General features: G+C 73.2%; 17 protein-coding genes. 6 read left to right on the top strand and 11 right to left on the bottom strand.

Features of this window, described 5'->3' with window-relative positions:
• Positions 1-41 precede the first annotated feature (41 nt).
• From ABIC30_RS13080 to uvrA, 5 genes are all read right to left on the bottom strand, one after another.
• Positions 42-188, bottom strand: coding sequence for a DUF1127 domain-containing protein (locus ABIC30_RS13080; protein WP_020095497.1), 147 nt, complete (start codon positions 186-188; stop codon positions 42-44).
• 283 nt (positions 189-471) lie between these two features.
• Positions 472-741, bottom strand: coding sequence for a GCG_CRPN prefix-to-repeats domain-containing protein (locus ABIC30_RS13075; RefSeq protein ID WP_354455357.1), 270 nt, complete (start codon positions 739-741; stop codon positions 472-474).
• A gap of 166 nt (positions 742-907) precedes the next feature.
• Positions 908-1,882, bottom strand: coding sequence for a S1C family serine protease (locus tag ABIC30_RS13070; protein ID WP_020095499.1), 975 nt, complete (start codon positions 1,880-1,882; stop codon positions 908-910).
• A 275-nt stretch (positions 1,883-2,157) separates the two neighbouring features.
• Positions 2,158-3,138, bottom strand: a complete 981-nt coding sequence (locus tag ABIC30_RS13065) for a transporter (protein WP_020095500.1) — start codon at positions 3,136-3,138, stop codon at positions 2,158-2,160.
• Between the two features lie 614 nt (positions 3,139-3,752).
• Positions 3,753-6,896 carry an excinuclease ABC subunit UvrA gene (gene uvrA / locus ABIC30_RS13060; RefSeq protein ID WP_354455354.1) on the bottom strand — a complete coding sequence of 1,048 codons (3,144 nt, stop codon included), beginning with the start codon at positions 6,894-6,896 and terminating at the stop codon, positions 3,753-3,755.
• Positions 6,897-7,279: 383 nt separating this feature from the next.
• On the opposite strand from uvrA, the gene ABIC30_RS13055 reads away from it, so the two are divergent.
• Positions 7,280-8,458 carry an MFS transporter gene (locus ABIC30_RS13055; protein ID WP_354455352.1) on the top strand — a complete coding sequence of 393 codons (1,179 nt, stop codon included), beginning with the start codon at positions 7,280-7,282 and terminating at the stop codon, positions 8,456-8,458.
• Between the two features lie 4 nt (positions 8,459-8,462).
• Here ABIC30_RS13055 and ABIC30_RS13050 read toward each other — a convergent pair whose 3' ends face one another.
• Both ABIC30_RS13050 and ABIC30_RS13045 read right to left on the bottom strand, forming a co-directional pair.
• A complete protein-coding gene (locus tag ABIC30_RS13050; RefSeq protein ID WP_091677311.1) occupies positions 8,463-8,888 on the bottom strand; it encodes a cupin domain-containing protein in 426 nt (141 codons plus the stop codon).
• A gap of 10 nt (positions 8,889-8,898) precedes the next feature.
• Entirely contained in the window at positions 8,899-9,918 is a 1,020-nt protein-coding gene (locus tag ABIC30_RS13045; protein ID WP_354455350.1) for a zinc-binding alcohol dehydrogenase family protein, read from the bottom strand.
• Between the two features lie 109 nt (positions 9,919-10,027).
• On the opposite strand from ABIC30_RS13045, the gene ABIC30_RS13040 reads away from it, so the two are divergent.
• Positions 10,028-10,387 (top strand): winged helix-turn-helix transcriptional regulator, encoded by a 360-nt coding sequence (locus tag ABIC30_RS13040; protein ID WP_020095505.1) that lies wholly within the window; start codon positions 10,028-10,030, stop codon positions 10,385-10,387.
• Positions 10,388-10,489: 102 nt separating this feature from the next.
• Positions 10,490-12,538, top strand: a complete 2,049-nt coding sequence (locus ABIC30_RS13035) for a methyl-accepting chemotaxis protein (RefSeq protein WP_354455348.1) — start codon at positions 10,490-10,492, stop codon at positions 12,536-12,538.
• 275 nt (positions 12,539-12,813) lie between these two features.
• Here ABIC30_RS13035 and ABIC30_RS13030 read toward each other — a convergent pair whose 3' ends face one another.
• Together ABIC30_RS13030 and ABIC30_RS13025 are read right to left on the bottom strand one after the other, a co-directional pair.
• On the bottom strand, positions 12,814-13,077 hold the full coding sequence (locus ABIC30_RS13030) for a hypothetical protein (RefSeq protein WP_354455346.1): 264 nt from the start codon (positions 13,075-13,077) through the stop codon (positions 12,814-12,816).
• Between the two features lie 198 nt (positions 13,078-13,275).
• On the bottom strand, positions 13,276-14,121 hold the full coding sequence (locus ABIC30_RS13025; RefSeq protein ID WP_083916122.1) for a TrmH family RNA methyltransferase: 846 nt from the start codon (positions 14,119-14,121) through the stop codon (positions 13,276-13,278).
• An 890-nt stretch (positions 14,122-15,011) separates the two neighbouring features.
• On the opposite strand from ABIC30_RS13025, the gene ABIC30_RS13020 reads away from it, so the two are divergent.
• The 3 genes from ABIC30_RS13020 (at position 15,012) to ABIC30_RS13010 (ending at position 17,303) form a co-directional block, all read left to right on the top strand.
• Positions 15,012-16,106 carry a replication protein RepA gene (locus ABIC30_RS13020; RefSeq protein WP_091677303.1) on the top strand — a complete coding sequence of 365 codons (1,095 nt, stop codon included), beginning with the start codon at positions 15,012-15,014 and terminating at the stop codon, positions 16,104-16,106.
• A gap of 122 nt (positions 16,107-16,228) precedes the next feature.
• Positions 16,229-16,912 carry a hypothetical protein gene (locus ABIC30_RS13015; RefSeq protein WP_354455343.1) on the top strand — a complete coding sequence of 228 codons (684 nt, stop codon included), beginning with the start codon at positions 16,229-16,231 and terminating at the stop codon, positions 16,910-16,912.
• Between the two features lie 175 nt (positions 16,913-17,087).
• Positions 17,088-17,303, top strand: coding sequence for a hypothetical protein (locus ABIC30_RS13010; protein ID WP_091677296.1), 216 nt, complete (start codon positions 17,088-17,090; stop codon positions 17,301-17,303).
• A gap of 28 nt (positions 17,304-17,331) precedes the next feature.
• Here the strand turns inward: ABIC30_RS13010 and ABIC30_RS13005 are convergent, their stop codons facing one another.
• Entirely contained in the window at positions 17,332-17,706 is a 375-nt protein-coding gene (locus ABIC30_RS13005) for a hypothetical protein (RefSeq protein WP_091926290.1), read from the bottom strand.
• Between the two features lie 353 nt (positions 17,707-18,059).
• On the bottom strand, positions 18,060-19,640 hold the full coding sequence (locus ABIC30_RS13000; RefSeq protein WP_354455341.1) for a SulP family inorganic anion transporter: 1,581 nt from the start codon (positions 19,638-19,640) through the stop codon (positions 18,060-18,062).
• Between the last annotated feature and the right edge of the window lies 1 nt (position 19,641).

Below are 19,641 nucleotides of genomic sequence, written 5' to 3'. Positions count from 1 at the left end.
TCGAGGCATTCGTCTCGGGCGCTGTGGCGCGGACGCGGGGATCAGACGCGGGCGACGCCGCGGATCTCGCTGCGGTTGATGCCGAGATCGGCAAGATCGCGGTCCGACAGGCGGGACAGCTGGGTGACGGTGTCGCGGTACCGGAGATAGGCGCGGACGCGGCTCAGGACGCTACGGGCGGCGGACATGGTGTGCTGTGACCTCTGCTCGGGCAGACGATGGCGCCCCATTGCGCATCGCTGCCTCTTGTTGGTGCAACGCACATATAATCGCGCCGCAGCGCAGCAGGAGTCGTAAGGTCAAGCAGCAGACCTGCGAAAATCGCATAACCGGCTTAAGAAACCGGCAAGGTTTCCGGATGGTCATTCTTTGTGCGCATGCAGGGCGAAGAAGGGCCTTCCGCACGCGCGAAGGGCGCCCCGCCGGTCGGCGGGACGCCCTGCATGCCGTCTGACGAACTCGGACGGGGGCTCAGTAGAACGGGCGCGGCCCGTAGAAGCCGTAGGGCCGGTAGAAGGGCCGCGGCCGGTAGTAACCGCCGTACCCGCCGTAATAGACCGGGCGCCGCCAGTAGCCGTAGGGCCGGGGGCCCCAGTTCGGCCGGCAGATGCCCCACGGATTGGGATGGAAGCCGGGGCCGCAGCCCCCGGCCGCCTCGGCAGACCCCGCGAGCCCGAAGCCGCCGGCGATCGCGGCGGCCATCACGAGTGCCTTCGCGCGCGGTGCGCTCAGAATCGTCATGACTGGATCTCCTCAACGTTTCCGGCGGATCGGGAGCCGGTCGTTCGAGATTCGGTCCCGCCACCTGAACCGTCGCTGAGCCGTAGGTTGTGTCCGGTACAGGCCCGCGACGGCGCCGCGGCAACGCCGCTCGGAGCGCGAAGGTTGCACGCTCCGGGTCGCGGGCTCAGTGCAGCGAGGGCGTGCGCAGGAACCGCTCCCGATCCCCGGAGACGAGGGCGAGCTTCACGCCGCGCCCCTCCCGGCGGATCGTGAGGGGGACCCGCACCCCGGCCTCGCCCAGGGCCCAGACGCTCCGGAACAGGGCGGCGAGGTCGGCCACCGGCTCGCCGGCCACCGCCTCGATCACGTCGCCGGCCTGGAGGCCGCCGGTCTCGGCCGGGCCGTTATCGGCGAGGCCCATCACGACGATGCCCTCCTCGCTCTCGGTGGCGTAGAGGCCGAGCCAGGGGCGGGGCGGCCGGTCGGCCCGCCCGCGCGTGGCGAGGTCCTCGAGGATCGGCGTCAGCAGATCGATGGGCACGACCATGTTGATCGGCCGCGCCGCGCCGCCGCCGCCCTGCTGCAGCTGCAGCGAGCCGATGCCCAGCAGGTCGCCCTGGGGGCCGATCAGCGCGGTCCCGCCCCAGTGCGGGTGCGCGGGGGCGGTGAACAGGGCCTCGTCGAGGACGTACTCCCAGTAGCCGGCGAATTCCTGCCGGGCCACGACCTCGACGGCGACGCAGCGCTGGCGCCCGCCCGCCCCGGCCAGCACGGCCCGGTCGCCGGTCTTGAGTCCGGCCGAGTGGCCGAGCGGGAGGGCCGGCACGCCGAGATCGCCGAGCGCCTGGACCAGGCCGAAGCCCGTGGCGGCGTCGAAGCCGAGGACGTGGCCGGGCACCGAGCGGCCGTCCCGGGTGGTGAGCCAGACGCTCTCGGCCTCGGTGACGAGGTAGCCGATGGTGAGCACCAGCCCGTCCTCGCGGATCACCACGCCGTTGCCGGCGCGCTCGGTGCCGAGCGTCTCGGCCGTGAACGCGCTGTCCGGGATCCGCGCCGACAGGGCCAGGACCGCGGAGAGCGCCCGGTCGAGGTCGTAGCCGTAATCCGCGGGCCTGGGCTGGGCCTGCGCGGGGATCTTCCACTCGCCCTGCGTCGCCATGACAATCCTTCGGCTCGTCCGCCTGCGCTCCGGTCGGCCCCGGAGCCGCGCCATCGGCACACCATAGGATGTCCGCGCCGCCCGCGTCACCCGCGGCCGGCTGCGACCCGTGGCACGGGCCCGCCCGGGGCGGCCGGCTGCGGCCCGCCGCGGCACCGGCACAAAGAAAAACCGCCCGGCGGAGCCGGGCGGCGCGCCGTCCCGGAGGACGGCCTGTCGGAGATCCGGGAGCCCCCGCCGCGCGGCGGCGGGGAGCCCGGTGTCTCGGAAGGATCTCAGTACTTGCGGACCAGCGGCGCCGGGACCGGCGCGGCGGCCGGGGTCGGCGAGTAGAGCGGCACGATGAACCGGATCCAGCCGTCGGTGGAGTAGTTGTCGCGGGTGCGGCCGAACGCGTTGGTGTACTGCGCGCCGGTCACGACGTCGCGGGCAACGTAGGCCTGGACGGTGAAGATCTTGAAGTCGTAGCCGATGAGACCGCCGAGGGCGAACCGGCCACGGTTCCCGGCCGCGGCGCTGGCCTGGCTGATGTCGAAGTTGTAGGTGCCGTAGGCGATCGGGCCGATCTCGAAGTTGCCGAACTTCTTGGTCGCCGTGAGGTCGAAGTTCAGGGCGTCCGACAGGCGGATCGGGCCGATGGCGGCGCCGACCTGGCCGGGGAAGCGGCCGGGCGAGTCGTAGATGTTGGCGGTCAGGTTGGCGGTGATGTTCCAGCCGTCACCCGTGTAGCTGCCGGCGATGCCGAAGCGGTAGGTGTTGGAGGAGAGCTGCGGCAGGACCGGGGTGGCCGTCGTGCCGTTCGCGGTGATGATCGAGCCGCGGTCGCCGTTCAGGTCGTTCAGGTAGGCGCCGCCGAGCAAGCTGACGCCGAAGTTGTTGCCGAGGTCGAAGGCCCAGATGCCGCCGACGAAGGTGCCGACGTTGATCGAGATGTCCTTGTTGCGCACGCCCGCCGGGTTGCGGGTGAAGGCGAACACGGTCGGGGGCGCCACGAGCAGCTCGACGCGGCCGCCGAACGGCACGAACGGGGTCGACCAGACCAGGACCGGGATGTTGACGGCCGTGTCGGGCGAGTTCGGCGCGTCGGTGCGGCGATAGGTGAACGTGTTGATCGCGTAGAGGCCTTCCGGCAGCGGCGCGCCGACGGCGAGGCCGACCTGCTCACCGGGAACCGTCGTGGTCTGCGCCTGCGCGATCGTCGAGGTCATGCCGACCGTGAGCGCGACCGTGCCGGCCGCGAGCCAGTTCTTCATCATTTTCTCATTCCTTCCCAAGGTCATACGGCGTCCGTCCCGCATTCGGCACTTCCCTGCCGGTCTGCTCGCCTATCGCGGCTGCCGGCTTCGGACCTGCCGAGCGCCCCCACGGAGCCTGCCCGTCTCAACGTCTGCGACTATTCTACAGAGACCTGCGGAAAGACAGTGGAATGCTCGCCGAAACGCCACAACCGGCCGAACCGTTGCGCAAAAGCCGCATTTTTGCGGCGATGCAACACTGTCCACAGACCCTGCTCGAACCGCGGTTTCGGCAAAATATCGTTGAACGGTCAAGCTGTTGCCGGCCCGGGCCGCGGGAGAATCCGGCAAAGGCGGGAAGGTGATCGGGCAGGCCGCCGGTCCGGGCGCGCGGGCCGGGACCCGGCTCCGAACCGGTCGGCGGCGGGTCCGGAGCCGGATCCCGGCCGCTCGAATCACCGTCCGCGGGCGCGGGGTCCGGCCGAGACCCGGCAGAAACTGCCGCGCCGGCCCGGGAGCGGGTGATCCGTCGCGTCGGACCCGCGCCCGCACTGAAGGGGCGGGGGCGCGTCCGGCACGGTCGCCGGTGCGTGCGATGCCCGCCCCCGGAAGGTCCGCCCCCCTCCGCCGCCGCGCTACTCCGCGGCGCGACCGCGGCTCGCGGGTGAGGCGGGCCGCCGCTCCAGCACCTCGCGCAGGAACCGGCCGGTATGGCTGGCCTTGGCGCGGGCGATCTCTTCCGGCGTGCCCTGCGCCACCACCCGGCCGCCGCCGTCGCCGCCCTCGGGACCCATGTCGATCACCCAGTCGGCGGTCTTGATCACTTCGAGGTTGTGCTCGATCACCACCACGGTGTTGCCCTGGTCGACCAGCTCGTGGAGCACCTCCATGAGCTTGGCGACGTCGTGGAAGTGCAGGCCGGTGGTCGGCTCGTCGAGGATGTAGAGGGTGCGGCCGGTGGCGCGCTTCGACAGCTCCTTGGAGAGCTTCACGCGCTGCGCCTCGCCCCCCGACAGGGTGGTGGCCTGCTGGCCGACATGGACGTAGTGCAGGCCGACCCGCTTCAGGGTCTCGAGCTTGTCGCGGATCGCCGGCACCGCCTTGAACAGCTCGGCCGCCTCCTCGACGGTGGAGTCGAGCACGTCGGCGATGGACTTGCCCCGGTACTTCACCTCCAGGGTCTCGCGGTCGTAGCGCTTGCCCTTGCAGACGTCGCAGGTGACGTAGACGTCCGGCAGGAAGTGCATCTCGATCTTGATGACGCCGTCGCCCGAGCAGGCCTCGCAGCGCCCGCCCTTGACGTTGAACGAGAAGCGCCCGGGCTGGTAGCCCCGCGCCTTGGCCTCGGGGAGGCCCGCGAACCAGTCGCGGATCGGCGTGAAGGCGCCGATATAGGTGGCGGGGTTCGAGCGCGGCGTGCGGCCGATCGGCGACTGGTCGATGTCGATGACCTTGTCGAGGTGCTCCAGCCCCTCCAGCCGCCCGTAGGGGGCCGGGTGCTCCAGGGCGCCGTTCAGCTTCTTGGCGATGGCCTTGTAGAGGGTGTCGATCACCAGGGTGGACTTGCCGCCCCCCGAGACGCCGGTGATGCACGTGAAGGTGCCGAGCGGGATCTCGACGTCCACGTCCTTGAGATTGTTGCCCCGCGCGCCGAACAGGCCGAGCTTGCCCTTCCGGCCCTTGCGGCGGGCGGTCGGGGTGCGCACCGCCATCGCGCCGGTGAGATACTTGGCGGTGAGCGAGGCGGGGTTCGCCAGCACCTCCGCGGGGGTGCCCTGCGCGATGATCTCGCCGCCGTGGATGCCGGCGCCCGGGCCGACATCGACCACGTAATCGGCCTGCAGGATCGCGTCCTCGTCGTGCTCGACCACGATCACCGAGTTGCCGAGGTCGCGCAGGCGCTTGAGCGTGCCGAGCAGCCGCTCGTTGTCGCGCTGGTGCAGGCCGATCGAGGGCTCGTCCAGCACGTAGAGCACGCCGGTCAGGCCGGAGCCGATCTGCGAGGCGAGGCGGATGCGCTGGCTCTCGCCGCCCGAGAGCGAGCCGGAGCCGCGGGCGAGCGTCAGGTATTCCAGGCCGACATCCACCAGGAAGCTCAGCCGGTCGCGGATTTCCTTCAGGATCCGGACCGCGATCTCGTTCTGCTTCGCGGTCAGCTTCCCGGGCAGGTCCGAGAACCACCGGTGCGCCTCGGAGACCGAGAGGGCGGTCACGTCGGCGATGTCCGCCATGGCGACCTTCACGGCCAGAGCCTCGGGTTTCAGCCGCTTGCCGCCGCAGGCGGCGCAGGGCGTCTCGCTCATGAAGCGCCCGATCTCCTCCCGCACGGCGTCCGAGTCGCTCTCCTTGTAGCGGCGCTCCAGGTTCGGGATCACGCCCTCGAACGGCTTGTTGACCGTGTACTTGCGCAAGCCGTCGTCGTAGGCGAAGCGCACCGCCTGCTTGCCCGAGCCGTAGAGCACGATGGCGCGGGCCGTCTCCGACAGGCTCTGCCAGGGGACGCCCGTCTTGAAGCCGAAATGCTCGGCGAGCGCCTCGAGCGTCTGGCCGTAATAGGGCGAGGTCGACTTCGCCCAGGGGCCGACCGCGCCGCGCTTCAGGCTCAAGCCAGGGTCGGAGATCACCAGCTCGGGGTCGATCCGCATCTCGTGGCCGATGCCGCTGCAGGTCGGGCAGGCGCCGAACGGGTTGTTGAACGAGAACAGCCGCGGCTCGATCTCCGCGATGGTGAAGCCTGAGACCGGGCAGGCGAAGCGCGACGAGAAGGTGACGGTCCGCGGCGCCTCGCCCTCGGGGGCGTCGGCGAACACGATCTCGGCGACGCCGTCGGCGAGTTCCAGCGCCGTCTCGAAGGACTCGGCGAGCCGCGAGCCGATATCGGCCCGGACCACGATCCGGTCCACCACCACGTCGATGTCGTGCTTGAACTTCTTGTCGAGCTTGGGCACATCGTCGATGGCGTAGTATTCGCCGTTCACGCGCAGCCGCTGGAAGCCTTTCTTCTGATATTCGGCGATCTCCTTGCGGTACTCGCCTTTCCGCCCGCGGACCACGGGCGCCAGCAGGTAGAGCCGGGTCTTCTCCGGCAGTTCCAGCACCCGGTCGACCATCTGCTGGACGGTCTGGCTCTCGATCGGCAGGCCGGTGGCCGGCGAGTAGGGGATGCCGACCCGCGCCCAGAGCAGGCGCATGTAGTCGTAGATCTCGGTCACCGTCCCCACGGTCGAGCGGGGGTTCTTCGAGGTGGTCTTCTGCTCGATCGAGATCGCCGGCGACAGCCCGTCGATCTGGTCGACGTCGGGCTTGGACATCATCTCCAGGAACTGGCGGGCATAGGCCGAGAGCGACTCGACGTAGCGGCGCTGCCCCTCCGCGTAGATCGTGTCGAAGGCGAGCGACGACTTGCCCGAGCCCGAGAGCCCGGTGAAGACCACGAGCTTGTCCCGCGGGATGGTCAGGTCGACGTTCTTGAGATTGTGCTCCCGGGCGCCGCGGATCGCGATGACCCGCCGGTCCTCGACGGGGGCCGGCGCGGCGTCGAACAGGGCCTCCAGCTTGGCGTCGATGGCGGCTTCGTTCCGCGCGCCGGGGGAGCTGGATTTCGCGCGAACCGGCTTGGACTCGGGCACCTTGGACTGGGGCGCCTTGGACTGGGGCGCCTTGGCCGTCGCCGGGGCTTTCGGAGCCGTCTTGGAAGGCGCTTTGGCGGCAGCTTTCGGTGCGGCTTGGGCAGCACCGACGCGGCTTGCGGCACGACTTCCAGCTTGGGCTTTGGCCATGAGGGCGGCGGTCTTTCGAGGCGTCGACCGAGGCATCGACGAAATCGGACGGATTCGCGCGCGGGCCAGCCGCCGCTCCGGCTCATGTCGAGCCCGAGGGGGCCCGCGGCAAGATGCGGCCGGCGGGACGCAGGCCCGTCATGCGCCGCCCTTGCTAGAACGAAACGCGTACGTCGGCAACCGCTCGGTGAACGCGCGACCGTCTTCGCGAGCGCAGCGAAGCGATGACGCGGTGGAGCCAGCGGCCGCGATCGGAGTCCGGTGGCCCCAGCTTCGCCGTAGCTCGATTCGCCAAACCTTGGCCCACCTTCGGTGTTGCACCGCGGGCGCCGAGATCCACGTCGCCGTATCCCGCCCTCAGATCCACATCCCGACAGGTATCGATGCCAGCATGCGACGCGACCGATCCGGCCGCCCTCCGCGGTTCCGACGACCGCACGGCCACCCAGCAGCGCCTGTCCACGCGGCTGCTGTTCCTGATCGTGGGCATCGCCAACGCCACCTGGGCGCCCCTGGTGCCGCTGGTGAAGGACCGCGCCGGCCTCGACGCGGCGGGGCTCGGCCTGCTGCTCCTCACCTTCGGCGTCGGCTCGATCCTGGCAATGCCGAGCGCCGGGGCCGCGGCCGCGCGGCTCGGCTTCCGGCCGGTCCTGCTCGCCGGCACGCTCGCGATCGGCCTCGCCCTGCCGGTGCTGGCCGTGGGCTCCGGGCTCGTGCCGCTCACCGGGGCGCTGCTGCTGTTCGGGGCCGGGATGGGGGCGGTGGACTGCGTCATGAACCTGCAGGCCGTCGCGGTGGAGCGCGCCGCCGGGCGCCCGATGATGTCGGGCTTCCACGGTCTCTACAGCCTCGGCTGCATCCTGGGGGCGCTGCTGGCCAGCGTCCTGATGGGCACCGGCCTGGGCGCCGGCTGGAGCGTGCTGATCCTGGTCGCCGGCATCGTGGCCCTGTTCGCGGCCGCCTGGCCGGGCATCCTTCCGGCCGGCGGGACAGGGGGAAGCGGCGGGCCCGCCTTCGCGCTGCCCCGCGGCCCGGTGCTGGTGCTGGGCCTGCTCTGCTTCGTGGTGTTCCTGACCGAGGGCTCGGCCCTCGACTGGAGCGCGGTGTTCCTGATCCAGCAGCGCGGGCTCGATCCGGCCTGGGCGGCGCTCGGCTACGCTTCCTTCTCGGTCACCATGACGGCCGGCCGGCTCGGCGGGGATGCGATCGTGGCCCGCCTCGGCCGGCGGCCCGTGGTGATCCTCGGCGGCCTGCTGGCGGCGGCCGGCCTCGCGCTCTCGGTCGTCATCCCGGCCTGGGAGGCGGCGCTCGCCGGCTACGCCCTGGTCGGGGCGGGCTGCGCCAACATCGTCCCGGTCCTGTTCACGGCGGCGGGGCGCCAGACCGCGATGCCCGCGCGCGTGGCGGTGCCGGCGGTGACGACGCTGGGCTATGCCGGGGTGCTGGCGGGGCCCGCGCTGATCGGCTTCGCCGCGCAGGCGCTCGGCCTGCCCGCGTCCCTGCTGATCGTGGCGGCGCTGCTCCTCGGCGTGGCGGCGGCCGGCCGGTCCCTGCGGGTGTGACCCCTCACGCCTCGGCGTTGCGCGCCATGAAGGTGGCGGGCGTCCCGTCCTCCGGGTTCACGAAGACGATGTCGGTCGGCGCCCGCCGGGGCGTGTCGATCGACAGGAACACCACCGGGTCCCCGGGCTCGAGCGCCGGCATCGCGTGGACCGTGCCCTTCTCGAAGAACAGGAGCTGGCCCGGGCCGAACGCCGTCTCGGCGGCCGGATCGCCCAGCCAGACCCGGCCGCGGCCCGAGAGGCAGTAGAGGTACTCGTCGCAGGTGGCGTGATAGTGCGGCGGGGTCGGCCGGTAGACCCGGAACACCCGGGCGCTCGCCGCCTCCCGGTCGGTCAGGTAGGTGTCGACCAGGAGGGTCTCGGCGCTGTCGGGCAGACCCGCCGCCAGCGCCGTCACGTCGAAGAGGCCGGTCCCCGCCGCGTCCGCCATCACGTCCTCCTCAATCGGAAAACCCTTCGAGCACGATCTTCCCCCTGGCGCGCCCGCTCTCGACCAGCGCGTGGGCGCGCCGCAGGTTCGCGGCGTCGATCTGCCCGTAATGCTCCCCCAGGGTGGTGCGCAGGCGCCTGGAATCAACGAGGCGGGATATCTCGTCGAGGAGCGCCCCCTGGGCGGCGATGTCGGCGGTGGCGAACATCGAGCGGGTGAACATGAACTCCCAGTGCAGCGACAGGCTCTTGCGCTTGAGGAGCCCGACGTCGAGGCGCTCCGGATCGTCGATCAGGGCGAGGCGGCCCTGCGGGGCGATCAGTTCCACGATCGCGGCGAGGTGGGCGTCGGTGCTGGTCGTGGAGAAGACGAGGCCCGGCGCGCCGATCCCCAAGGCCGCCACCTCCGCCGCCAGGGATCTGGAATGGTCGACCACGTGGTGGGCGCCGAGGTCCCGGCACCAGGCCGCCGTCTCAGGCCGCGACGCGGTGGCGATCACGGTGAGGTCGGTGAGTTCCCGGGCGAGCTGGATCGCCACCGAGCCGACGCCCCCCGCGCCGCCGACGATCAGGATCGCCGGGGCCGCGCCCGGCACCGGCTTGTCCCCGTCGAGCCGGTCGAACAGGGTCTCCCAGGCGGTGATCGCGGTGAGCGGCAGGGCGGCGGCCTGCGCCCAGTCGAGGCTCTCCGGCTTGTGCCCGACGATGCGGGCATCGACGCAGTGGAACCGGGCGTTCGTCCCCGGCCGGGTGAGGTCGCCCGCGTAGAACACCGCGTCGCCCGCGGCGAAACCCTGGACCTCCGCGCCGGCGGCGACGACGGTGCCGGCCGCGTCCCAGCCGAGCACCTTGGTGCCGCCTTCCTCCGGCTCGGCCCGCCGCCGGACCTTGGTGTCGACCGGGTTCACCGAGACCGCCTCGACCTTCACCAGCAGGTCGCGCGGGCCGGGCTCGGGCTGGGGCAGGTCGAGATCGACCAGGGCCTCGGGATCGGTGATCGGCAGGGACTTGCGGTAGCCGACGGCGCGCATGGTGATCTCCTCGGAGTGTCGCCGCAGGAGATGCCGCCCGCCTTCACGGGCCGCAAGTACGCACATAAAACGCCACTAGTGCCGGAAATGATACCGTCGGAGACAGCCCATGCCCCGCACCCGCCGCCACACGGGCGCCTGCAGCCCCGGCTGCGCCGTCGAGGCGACGCTCCGGCTCATCGACGGCAAGTGGAAGGGCGTGATCCTCTACCACCTGCTGGAGGGGACCCTGCGCTTCAACGAGATCCGGCGGCGCCTCGCCAGCGTGACCCAGCGCATGCTCACCAACCAGCTGCGCGAAATGGAAGCCGACGGTCTGATCACCCGGACGGTCTACGCCGAGGTTCCTCCGAAGGTGGAATACAGCCTGACCGAGCGGGGGCGGTCCCTCGATCCGGTCATCCGCGCGCTGAAGACCTGGGGTGATCTGCACGCGGAATTGGCAGATACGACTCAAAACGCCGCCTGATTGGGCAAACCGGTGCCGAATATGGGCGCGACCACATAACCGGATCTTTATGACTTGGCCGGAAGGTGGCGCATCTCCCGCCGGACGGTTCCAGAACTTCCGATGCCGATCCTCGCCTCGCTCCGCGCCCGCATCCTGGCGGTGGCGCTCGCCCCGTGCCTCGCCTTCGCGGGGGCGGCGGGCCTCGCCGTGTCGGACCAGTGGGCGCGCCGCGCCGAGATGGGCCGGGTGGAGGGCCTGGTCGGCCTCGCCTCCCGGATCAGCGCCTTCGTGCACGAGGCCCAGCGGGAGCGCGGCGCCTCGAGCCTGTTCCTGGGCGCGAAGGGCGCGCAGTTCGGCCCGGAACTGGCGGCCCAGCGCGTGCGCACCGACGCGGCCCTCGCCGGGCTGCCCGAGGCCATGAAGGCCGCGACGGGCTTCGGGCCGGTCTTCCAGGCGCGCGGTGAGGGCTTCGCGCGGGCGCTGACCGGGCTGGCCGCGCAGCGCCGGGCGGTCGACGCCCTGACGGCGGCCCCGCCGCAGGCCGTGGCCTACTACACGGGCCTGATCGGGGAGGGGCTCGGCCTGGTGCGGGCCATGGGCGGCGCGATCGACGAGGCCGGCCTCGCCGCCCGGGCGAACGCCTACGCGGCCTTCCTGGCGCTGAAGGAGGCCGCCGGCCAGGAGCGGGCCGCCGCCTCGGCGGTCTTCGCCTCCGGCACCCTCGACCTCGCGGCCGCCCGCCGCCTCGCAACCCTCGCGGCCGACCAGGCGACCTATGCCGGCCTGTTCCGGGCCGGCGCCGAAGCGGGGCAGGCGAGCCTGCTCGACGCCGCGGAGGCGACCGAGCCGTCCCGCGCGGTCGCCCGCCTGCGCGCGGGCGTGCAGGAGACGATGCCGGGGACGCCCCCGGCCTTCCGCGACGCGCCGGGGTGGTTCCGCCTCGCCACGCAGCGGATCGACGCCCTCAAGGGCGTGGAGGATCGGCTCACCGCCGACCTGGTGGCGGCCGCGGGGGCGGCGCACGCCCGCGCCGAGCGGATGCTGGCCCTCTGGGCCGCCGGCGGGCTCGCCCTGTTCGCCCTCTCGGCCGGCCTCGCGGTCTGGCTCGGCACGGCCATCGCCCGGCCGCTCTCCCGGATGGCCGGGGTGCTGACCGCGATCGGCCGGGACGCGGGCACGGCCGACCTGACCATCCCGACCGGCGGGCCGCGCGAGGTCCGGGCGATCGCCGCGGCCGCCCTGGCGTTCCGCGACAGCGTCGCCGAGCGCCGGGCGGCCCGGGCCGCGCAGGAGCGGCTCGCCGCCGAGACCGCGGCGGCCCAGCGCGCGGCCGCCCTCGGCCTCGCCGACAGCTTCGAGCGCCAGGTCGGCGGGATCGTCGAGGCCGTCTCGGCGGCGGCGGCCCAGCTGGAGGCCTCCGCGCACGGGATGGCGCGGGCCGCCCAGGACACGACCGATCTGAGTCGGGCGGTGGCGGTGTCGGCCGATTCGGCCGCCCGCTCGGCCGACACGGTGGCGGCGGCCACCGAGGAGCTCACCGCCTCGGTCCGGGAGATCGGCGTGCAGGTCGGGTCCTCGGCGGACCTCGCGGCGAACGCCACGCGGAGCGCCGACGGCATGGCCGGGGAAGTCCACCGCCTCGCCCAGGCGGCCGGCAGCATCGGGGAGATCGTCGCGATCATCTCGCAGATCGCCGGCCAGACCAACCTGCTGGCGCTCAACGCCACCATCGAGGCGGCCCGCGCCGGGGAGGCCGGCCGCGGCTTCGCGGTGGTGGCCGCCGAGGTCAAGACGCTCGCGGAGCAGACCGCCAGGGCCACCGAGGAGATCGCTGGCAAGGTCGCGGAGATCACCGGATCGACCGAGGCCTCGGTCCGGTCGATCGGCGGCATCACGGCGGTGATCCGCAACCTCGCGCGGATCGGCGCCGAGATCGCCGCCATGGTCGAGCAGCAGGGCGCGGCCACCGCGGAGATCGCCCGGACCACCGCGCAGACCTCGCAGGACACACGCGGCGTCTCGGGCCACATGGCGGGTGTCGGCGCGGCGGCCGGCACGGCGAGCCAGGGCTCCGCCCAGGTGCTGCGGGCGGCAGCCGACCTGTCCCGGCAGGCGGGCGACCTGCGCGGCGCCGTCGAAGGCTTCCTGGCCCGGGTCCGCGCGGCCTGAAGAGAGGCTTCCGGCGGGTCGAGCCCCCTGGCGGCGTCGGGAACCGTCTCGGCGCGAGGCGGCCCGGGGATCCGATGACGGGCTTGCGGCCGCCACGACACGCCGCGCTCCCTGGGCGGCACGGCGATCCAGGGCTTCGAGGCCGAACGCGCCGACCGCCACGAAGGCTCCGCGCCGGCCGCGAGAGGGCACGGGGACGGTGCACGCCCGGAACCCCGGGGCTTCAGCGCGGGATCCGGGCCGGATCGCCTCCGGGTTTCCGGCTCGGTCGGGAATCAGTCGGGAATCGCGAAACCGATCGACAGACACAGGGCCGCGACGGCCGTCAGGGCCATGGCGGCCTGACGGACCTGACGCCAGCGCGCGCTGCGCGCGCTGCGCGCGCGCTCCTCCGGGCTGGCGCCGAGCTGGAGCTCGTCGTCGAAGCCCGTCACGAAGGATTCGAAACTCGGGAAGGCGCGCCGCGCGAGCCAGATCCACACGCCGACGGCGATCAGGCCGAGGACCCAACCGCCGTAGGTAAACGCATCGTCCAACATCCGGCGCAGCCCTCGAGACGACGCCCCCCTCGCGACTTATTCTACGGGAAGTTGCGAAGATTGCCTAGGCGGAAGAAGGGCTTCCGGTGGCGGTTCCGTGTTTCCGAACGTGTCTCGCCGGGACCGATCGGGTGCCGGTCCGGCCGCGTCCCCGTCGCGCGTCCGTCACGGCCCCGGCGGGTTCCTGTCGCTCCCCTGTCAGTCTCTCGCGCGGCCGAGGGCGTAGAGGGTGATGGCGGCGGCGTTCGAGACGTTGAGGCTGCGGATCGCGCCCGAGAAGGGGATCCGGGCCAGGACGTCGCAGCAGCCCCGGGTCCGCTCGCGCAGGCCCTTGCCCTCGGCACCCAGCACGATCACCAGCGGCCGCGCGATCGTCAGCGCGTCGAGGCTCTCGGGCGCGTCCGAATCGAGGCCGACCCGGGTGAAGCCGCGCTCGCCCAGGGCGATCAGGGCCTCGGCGAGGTTCCGGACGGTCACGAAGGGCACGTGCTCCAGGCCGCCGGAGGCGGACTTCGCCAGGACCCCGGTGGCGCCCGGCGCGTGGCGCGCCGTGGTGACGATCCCGGCGACCCCGAAGGCCGCGGCGGTGCGCACGATCGCCCCGACATTGTGCGGGTCCGTGATCTGGTCGAGCGCCAGCAGCAGCGCGTCGGCGGGCAGGTCGTCGAGGCCGGGCGCGGGCAGGGGCTCGGCCTCCAGGTACAGGCCCTGGTGGACGGCGTCCGGGCCGAGCAGGCGGCCGATGTCGCTCGGCCGCACCAGCTCCGGGGTGATCCGCACGGCGCCGCCGAACTCGGCCTCCAGCCGCGCGGCCGCGTTCTCGGTGGCGAGCAGCCGGTGCAGGCCGCGCTGGGCGTTGCCCAGGGCCTGCACCACGGGATGCCACCCGTAGAGCACGGTCGGCCCGTCGCCGCCCTCCTCCCACGGGCGGGACGCCCCGCCCGGGCGACCTCCGGACCGGGGGGCGGGGCGCCGGGGCCCGTGCGGGCGGGGCCGGGCGGGGCGTCCGCCGGGCGGCCGGGCGTCGTCGCGGCGATCCGTCATCGGGCCGCGATCGGCGAAGGGGCCCTGGGTCGGGCGAGGCTGGGTCGGGCGAGGCTGGGCCAGACGAATTCGGGCAAGGGGGGCATCGGCGCGCTCTTCTCTGAGGGCCCTGTCGGAAGGAGCCGAGAAACCGGGCGGCATCGCGCGCGTCAAGCCGGCATCACACCGGGAACTGCCGGCAGCCCTCGGGGATCCAGGGCCAGGACGATCGACGGAGCGCGCCGGCGCGGCACCGGATTCCGTCGCCGACCCGTCAAGTCGGGACGGTCGCCCCGCGTAGGAATGTGGAAAACGAACTCATATTCCCTTTGTGACCTGTGCATGTCCGGGCACGACACGGTCGTTCGTCAGAACGAACGGGCTGATCCGCAGTAGGAAGATTATCTGGACGAATCTTTCAGAGAGTCAGTTCAGCAAGTTATATGGGGTGGCGAATTCCGCATCTGTGCCAGGGCCTTGGCCTGCGTTCGCGCATTCGACTCTGCGCTGGCCCGCATCGGACTCTGCGTCGCGGCGTATCCGATTCTGCGCCCGGACGGCCGGTCGGCGTATCGGAATCTGCGCGGCGGCGTATCCGATTCGGCGCGAATCCGGGCCCGGAGCGGTGAATAACGGGGACGGACACCGAGCGGTCCCGCGTATCGGACTCTGCGTGGGATCGCCGGGGGAGCGGGGCCCGTATCGAACTCTGCGCGTGCCGGCCCGGGAGCCGGCCGTGAAGGGAGCAGTGTCGGCCCGCTTTCCGGCGCGTCCCCGCGACCGGGGAAGCGTGGATTGCCGGGACAAGGCCGATCGGACGGGGGCCGCGGCGGGCGAATCGTGGCATGGCAGGATCGGGCCGTCCGTCCGCCTGGCGGATCGACGGCCCGTGTACCGCGGGCCGAGGGGCGATGAGCATCGAGGAGAAGATCGCCGGGATCCACGACCCGGACCTGCGGGCCGAGATCGAGGCGGCGCGCGGCGGCTTCCTGTTCGCGCAGATCGTCGAGCACGTCCTGCACCGTCAGCGCGAGCGCGATGCCCAGGCCGCCCTCCTGGGGGAGGAGGAGAGCCGCCGGGCCGGGCTGTCCCGCGACCAGCGCCGCCGCGACGCGGTGCGCCTCGTGATCGAGAACGAGCCGGCCGTCCCGTCGAGCCTCCAGCACATCCACTCGGTCCTGGCGCTGTGCGGCCTGCCCTACCGGGACCCCGGGCCGGTGCGGGAATTCTCCCGCAGCTACGGCCGCAACTCGCTCAACCTGATCGCCGGCCGGATCAAGGACCCGGAGACCGGCGCCTTCGAGCCCCAGGGGCTGCCCTACGGCCCGAAGGCCCGGCTGGTGCTGCTGCACCTCTGCACCGAGGCCGTGCGCCAGCGCAGCCCCACCGTGAAGGTGGCCGAGACCCTGTCGGGCTTCATGCGGGAGATGGGCTTCGCGGTCACGGGGGGCGAGCGGGGCACCATCCGCCAGTTCAAGGAGCAGCTGAACCGGCTGGCCGCCTGCTCCATGCAGATCGGCCTCTGGGACGGGCGCGACAGCGCGACCACCCTCAACGTCCCGCCGTTCCGCAGCCTGGAACTGTGGCGCCCCCGCGCCGGGGAGGGGGACGACGAGGCCGGCCGCACGGTGCGCTTCGATCCCGAATTCTACGAGACCCTGATCCGGCACGCCCTGCCGGTGGACCTGCGGGCGGCCCGGGCCTTCTCGGGCTCGGCGCGCAAGCTCGACCTGCTGTTCTGGACCGGCTACCGCCTGCGGTCCCTGCAGCGGCCGCTCCGCCTGACCTGGGCCAACCTCCACGCGCAGTTCGGGGCCGAGAACGCCTCGATCCGCAGCTTCCGCCAGGCGTTCAAGGCCGATCTCGCGCATCTGCGCGAGGTGTTTCCGCGGCTGCCGCTGGTGCTCGACGACGGCGGGCTGACCCTGCACCCGGCCGATCCCAGCACGCTGCTCGTGCCGCCTCGCCCTGCGGCTAAGGGAATACGGAAACGCCTCAAGGAATAGAACAGGGATCGCTGCCTCTCATTCCCTCAGGGAATGGCTGCCTGACGGAATATGTGACGGTGGCTATTCCCTGAATGGCGCGGAATGAGATATGTGTTCCGTCCGCCTGGAAGGAACATCACGTGGCCCTGTCGGATTCCGAGATCGCGGCGCGGCTCGCCGCGCTGCGACGCCAGCGCGAGGCGCTCGATCGGGAGATCGCCGATCTCGTCCTCTACCAGGAACTCGGCCGCCGGCTCGCGGCCGGCGGAGCGGACGCGCGGCCGGACCCGGCCCCGAAGCCCGATCCGCCGGCAGGGCCACGCCGAGACCCGGCCGACGAGCCGCCGCGGGGGCGGGACGTACGGGACGTCCTAGAGGCCCGGTCCGGATCGCTTGCCGACGCGGCGGGCGCGGCCCCCGGGCACTGGGGCGCGCGGGCCGGTCCGGCGGCGCGGTCCGCGGGGGCGCCCGGTCCCGTCGGCGCCGCCGGACCGATCCCGCCGGCGATCGCCTTCACGGAGGACGCCGCCGGCGCCCGCCGCTACGGCCGGGCCGTGGTGCAGGCGGCCTGCGCGGCGATCGCGCGGGCGGGCCGGCCGCTGCACGCGGCCGAGATCCTGGAGGTGCTCGCCGGGCAGGGCTTCACCCTTCCCGGCCGGGATCCGGTGGCGGCCCTGAACACGCGCCTGTGGAAGCGGTCCGGGCCGGGCGGCCCCCTGAACCGGGTCGCCGAGGCCACCTACGCCCTGGTATCGACCCCCGCATCCACTCCGGGATCCACTCCGGGATCCACTCCGGACTGGCCGGGGCCGGGCCCCGCCTGAGGGGCGTCGGTCACGAAGCGTGTGGCCGGACCCCGCCGCCGTCTCCCCCATATCGGGCGCGCGCGGTGCCCGCCGATCCGCGCGGCTGCGCGCCGGCGGGCCGTGAGACGGCGTCCCGGCCGGGGAGGGCGTGCATGGACAGGACCGGACGTGATCGGATGATCGGGCGGGCGCGATGACGGCGGCGCTCGCCGCGCCGGTCACGCAGGTCTGCGCCTTCGTGCTCGGATGCGCGCTGATCCACGCCGCCCGCGCCCACGCCGATCGGATCACGCGGCTCCTCGCCGTCACGGCGGTCGGCGCGGCCGTGCTGGTGCTTCTCGTCGCGTCCCTCGACGACGCGCCCGAGGGCGGAACCTTCGACGAGGTCACGGTCTACGCGGCCTCCTGATCCCGTCGCCTGGCCCCGCAGGGGCCGCTCAGTTGACCAGGCAGAAGCCCTGACCGGTGCCGATCCGGCGCTCCTGCGCGCACCAGGGCTTGGACGCGCCGGGGCCGGTCGCCGGAACCTTCAGGCTGGCGGTCGTCTGCGCGGGGTCGGCGGCGGTGCCGCGGAGGGTGAGGCTGCCGACGGGCACCCGGCCGGGCGCGGGCCGGAGCGCGACCGGATCGGGGCCGGCCTCCGCTCGCGATCCCGGCGCGACCGCGCCGTCCGGTGCCGGGAGCGCGGGGCTCGCCGCCACCGGTTGCACCGGGTCGGGCGGGCTCAGGGTCGCGAGGCCGGGCATGTCCTGCGCCGCCGCGGCGCCGCACAGGACCAGGCAGGCGGCCGAGGCCGCGAGGAACCTGATCATCGACGAAGCTCCTGACGAGAACCATTCCGCCGGCCGGTCCCGCGGGCCGGACCTGCCGTGAGGCTGAGTCTGGCCTCCCGCTCGTTAAAGGGGCGCGAAGATTCAGGATTAACCGGTTTTGAAGATCGCCGTCTCCCCGGAGGCGGACAGCCTTGACGGCCCGCGCGGCGGGCCGCCGTCGTCCGGGAATGGAGGCCCGGCGACCGGGTGCGGACGCGGCGCGGAGCCGCTCCCGATCGCGCCGGGAACGGCTCCGCGCCGTCGTTTCGGGCCGGGGCACCGCGAACCGCCCCGGGTGGGCGGCGCGCCCTCCGCCCGACGGGTCTCGCCGCCGCCGGAGGGCGCCAGGGTCCTCAGTGCGCCGGGGCCGCCACCGCGGCGGCGAGCCGGTCGTGCGGGACACCCGACCCGCCCACCACCGCGATCCGGCTGCCGCCGGCGCTGCGCCGGCTCGCCCAGTCGCCGATCATCTCCAGGCAGGTGTGGTCGATGGCCGCGAGGTTGTCGGTGGCGAGGCGGACCTCGCCGCCCGCGGGGGTCCGCTCCAGGGCCGCCGTGAGGCTCGGCAGCTGCAGGAAGGTCGCCGCCCCCGACAGGCGCAGCTCCGGCACGCCGGGCACTTCGGGGGCCGCCGCGTGCTCGATCCGGAGCCGTCCCTTGCGCAGGCTCGGCAGGGCCTGGATCAGGCTCAGGGCGAGGCCGGTGAGCACCCCGGTGAGCAGGTCCACCGCCACCACGGTGGCCATCGTGGCGAGCCAGATCGCCGCGGTCAGCCAGCCGTAGCGGGCCTGCAGGTGCAGGGCGTGGGCCGGGCTCGCCAGCCGCCAGCCGGTGACCACCAGGATGCCGGCGAGGCTCGCGGTCGGCACCAGGGCCAGCAGCCAGGGCAGCACCAGCAGGAACGCCAGGATCCAGGTCCCGTGCATCACCGTGGCGGCGCGGCTCACGGCGCCCGCCTGGACGTTGGCCGAGGAGCGCACGATCACCCCGGTCATCGGCAGCGCGCCGACGAGCCCGCAGATCAGGTTGCCGATGCCCTGCGCGCCGAGTTCGCGGTTGAACTGGGTGCGGGGGCCGTCGTGCATCCGGTCGACGGCGGCCGCCGAGAGCAGGCTCTCGGCGCTGGCGATCACGGCGATCACCAGGGCCATGATCAGGATCTCGGCCTCGGCGAGGCGCGCCCAGGATTCGGCCGCCGGCAGGGCGAGGCCGGAGAACAGGGCCTCCGGCACCGCCACGCGCTTGACGGCGAGATCCCCGAATCCCGCCACGAGGCTGCCCGCCAGCACGCCGACGAGCGCCCCGGGCAGGAGCCGGAGCCGCGCCGGGCGCAGCCGCTCCCAGGCGATCATCGCCGCGATGGTGATCCCGCCGACGATCACGGCCCCGGTGCGGTCGCCCGTGCCGCTGACGAAGTTGAAGAACGCGGCCGGGATCGCCACGAGGTTGTCGAGGCCGCTCGCCCGGGGGAGGGCGTCGGTCAGGACGTGGATCTGGGCCAGCACGATCAGGATCCCGATGCCGGCCAGCATGCCGTGCACCACGGCCGGCGAGATCGCCCGGAACCAGCCGCCGACCCGCAGGGCGCCGGCGACGAGCTGGACGAGGCCCGCCACCACCAGGACGGGACCCAGGGCGTCGAGACCGTGCGCCTGCACGAACCCGTAGACGATCACGGCGAGCCCGGCGGCGGGCCCGCTGACCTGGAGCGGCGAGCCGGCGAGGAGGCCGACCACGATGCCGCCGACGATGCCGGTGATGAGGCCGCGCTCCGGCGGCACGCCGGACGCGATGGCGATGCCCATGCACAGGGGCAGCGCCACCAGGAAGACCACCACGGAGGCAGGCAGGTCCCGGGCGAGGCTCGCCCGGACGGCGCCGTCCGGGGCGAGGGCGCTCTGCAGGCTCGTGGTCAGGCGGCCGGGGGCGCGCATG

Origin of the sequence: Methylobacterium sp. 1030 (assembly GCF_040544715.1) — a bacterium.
In the GTDB taxonomy this organism is placed as follows: domain Bacteria; phylum Pseudomonadota; class Alphaproteobacteria; order Rhizobiales; family Beijerinckiaceae; genus Methylobacterium.
This window is presented reverse-complemented; position numbering and strand designations above follow the sequence as displayed.

What these genes read in the sequence shown, in the direction of transcription:
- ABIC30_RS13080 (WP_020095497.1), bottom strand. Translation starts at nt 188, where the DNA reads ATGTCCGCCGCCCGTAGCGTCCTGAGCCGCGTCCGCGCCTATCTCCGG.
- ABIC30_RS13075 (WP_354455357.1), bottom strand. Translation starts at nt 741, where the DNA reads ATGACGATTCTGAGCGCACCGCGCGCGAAGGCACTCGTGATGGCCGCC.
- ABIC30_RS13070 (WP_020095499.1), bottom strand. Translation starts at nt 1,882, where the DNA reads ATGGCGACGCAGGGCGAGTGGAAGATCCCCGCGCAGGCCCAGCCCAGG.
- ABIC30_RS13065 (WP_020095500.1), bottom strand. Translation starts at nt 3,138, where the DNA reads ATGATGAAGAACTGGCTCGCGGCCGGCACGGTCGCGCTCACGGTCGGC.
- uvrA (WP_354455354.1), bottom strand. Translation starts at nt 6,896, where the DNA reads ATGGCCAAAGCCCAAGCTGGAAGTCGTGCCGCAAGCCGCGTCGGTGCT.
- ABIC30_RS13055 (WP_354455352.1), top strand. Translation starts at nt 7,280, where the DNA reads ATGCCAGCATGCGACGCGACCGATCCGGCCGCCCTCCGCGGTTCCGAC.
- ABIC30_RS13050 (WP_091677311.1), bottom strand. Translation starts at nt 8,888, where the DNA reads ATGGCGGACGCGGCGGGGACCGGCCTCTTCGACGTGACGGCGCTGGCG.
- ABIC30_RS13045 (WP_354455350.1), bottom strand. Translation starts at nt 9,918, where the DNA reads ATGCGCGCCGTCGGCTACCGCAAGTCCCTGCCGATCACCGATCCCGAG.
- ABIC30_RS13040 (WP_020095505.1), top strand. Translation starts at nt 10,028, where the DNA reads ATGCCCCGCACCCGCCGCCACACGGGCGCCTGCAGCCCCGGCTGCGCC.
- ABIC30_RS13035 (WP_354455348.1), top strand. Translation starts at nt 10,490, where the DNA reads ATGCCGATCCTCGCCTCGCTCCGCGCCCGCATCCTGGCGGTGGCGCTC.
- ABIC30_RS13030 (WP_354455346.1), bottom strand. Translation starts at nt 13,077, where the DNA reads ATGTTGGACGATGCGTTTACCTACGGCGGTTGGGTCCTCGGCCTGATC.
- ABIC30_RS13025 (WP_083916122.1), bottom strand. Translation starts at nt 14,121, where the DNA reads ATGACGGATCGCCGCGACGACGCCCGGCCGCCCGGCGGACGCCCCGCC.
- ABIC30_RS13020 (WP_091677303.1), top strand. Translation starts at nt 15,012, where the DNA reads ATGAGCATCGAGGAGAAGATCGCCGGGATCCACGACCCGGACCTGCGG.
- ABIC30_RS13010 (WP_091677296.1), top strand. Translation starts at nt 17,088, where the DNA reads ATGACGGCGGCGCTCGCCGCGCCGGTCACGCAGGTCTGCGCCTTCGTG.
- ABIC30_RS13005 (WP_091926290.1), bottom strand. Translation starts at nt 17,706, where the DNA reads ATGATCAGGTTCCTCGCGGCCTCGGCCGCCTGCCTGGTCCTGTGCGGC.
- ABIC30_RS13000 (WP_354455341.1), bottom strand. Translation starts at nt 19,640, where the DNA reads ATGCGCGCCCCCGGCCGCCTGACCACGAGCCTGCAGAGCGCCCTCGCC.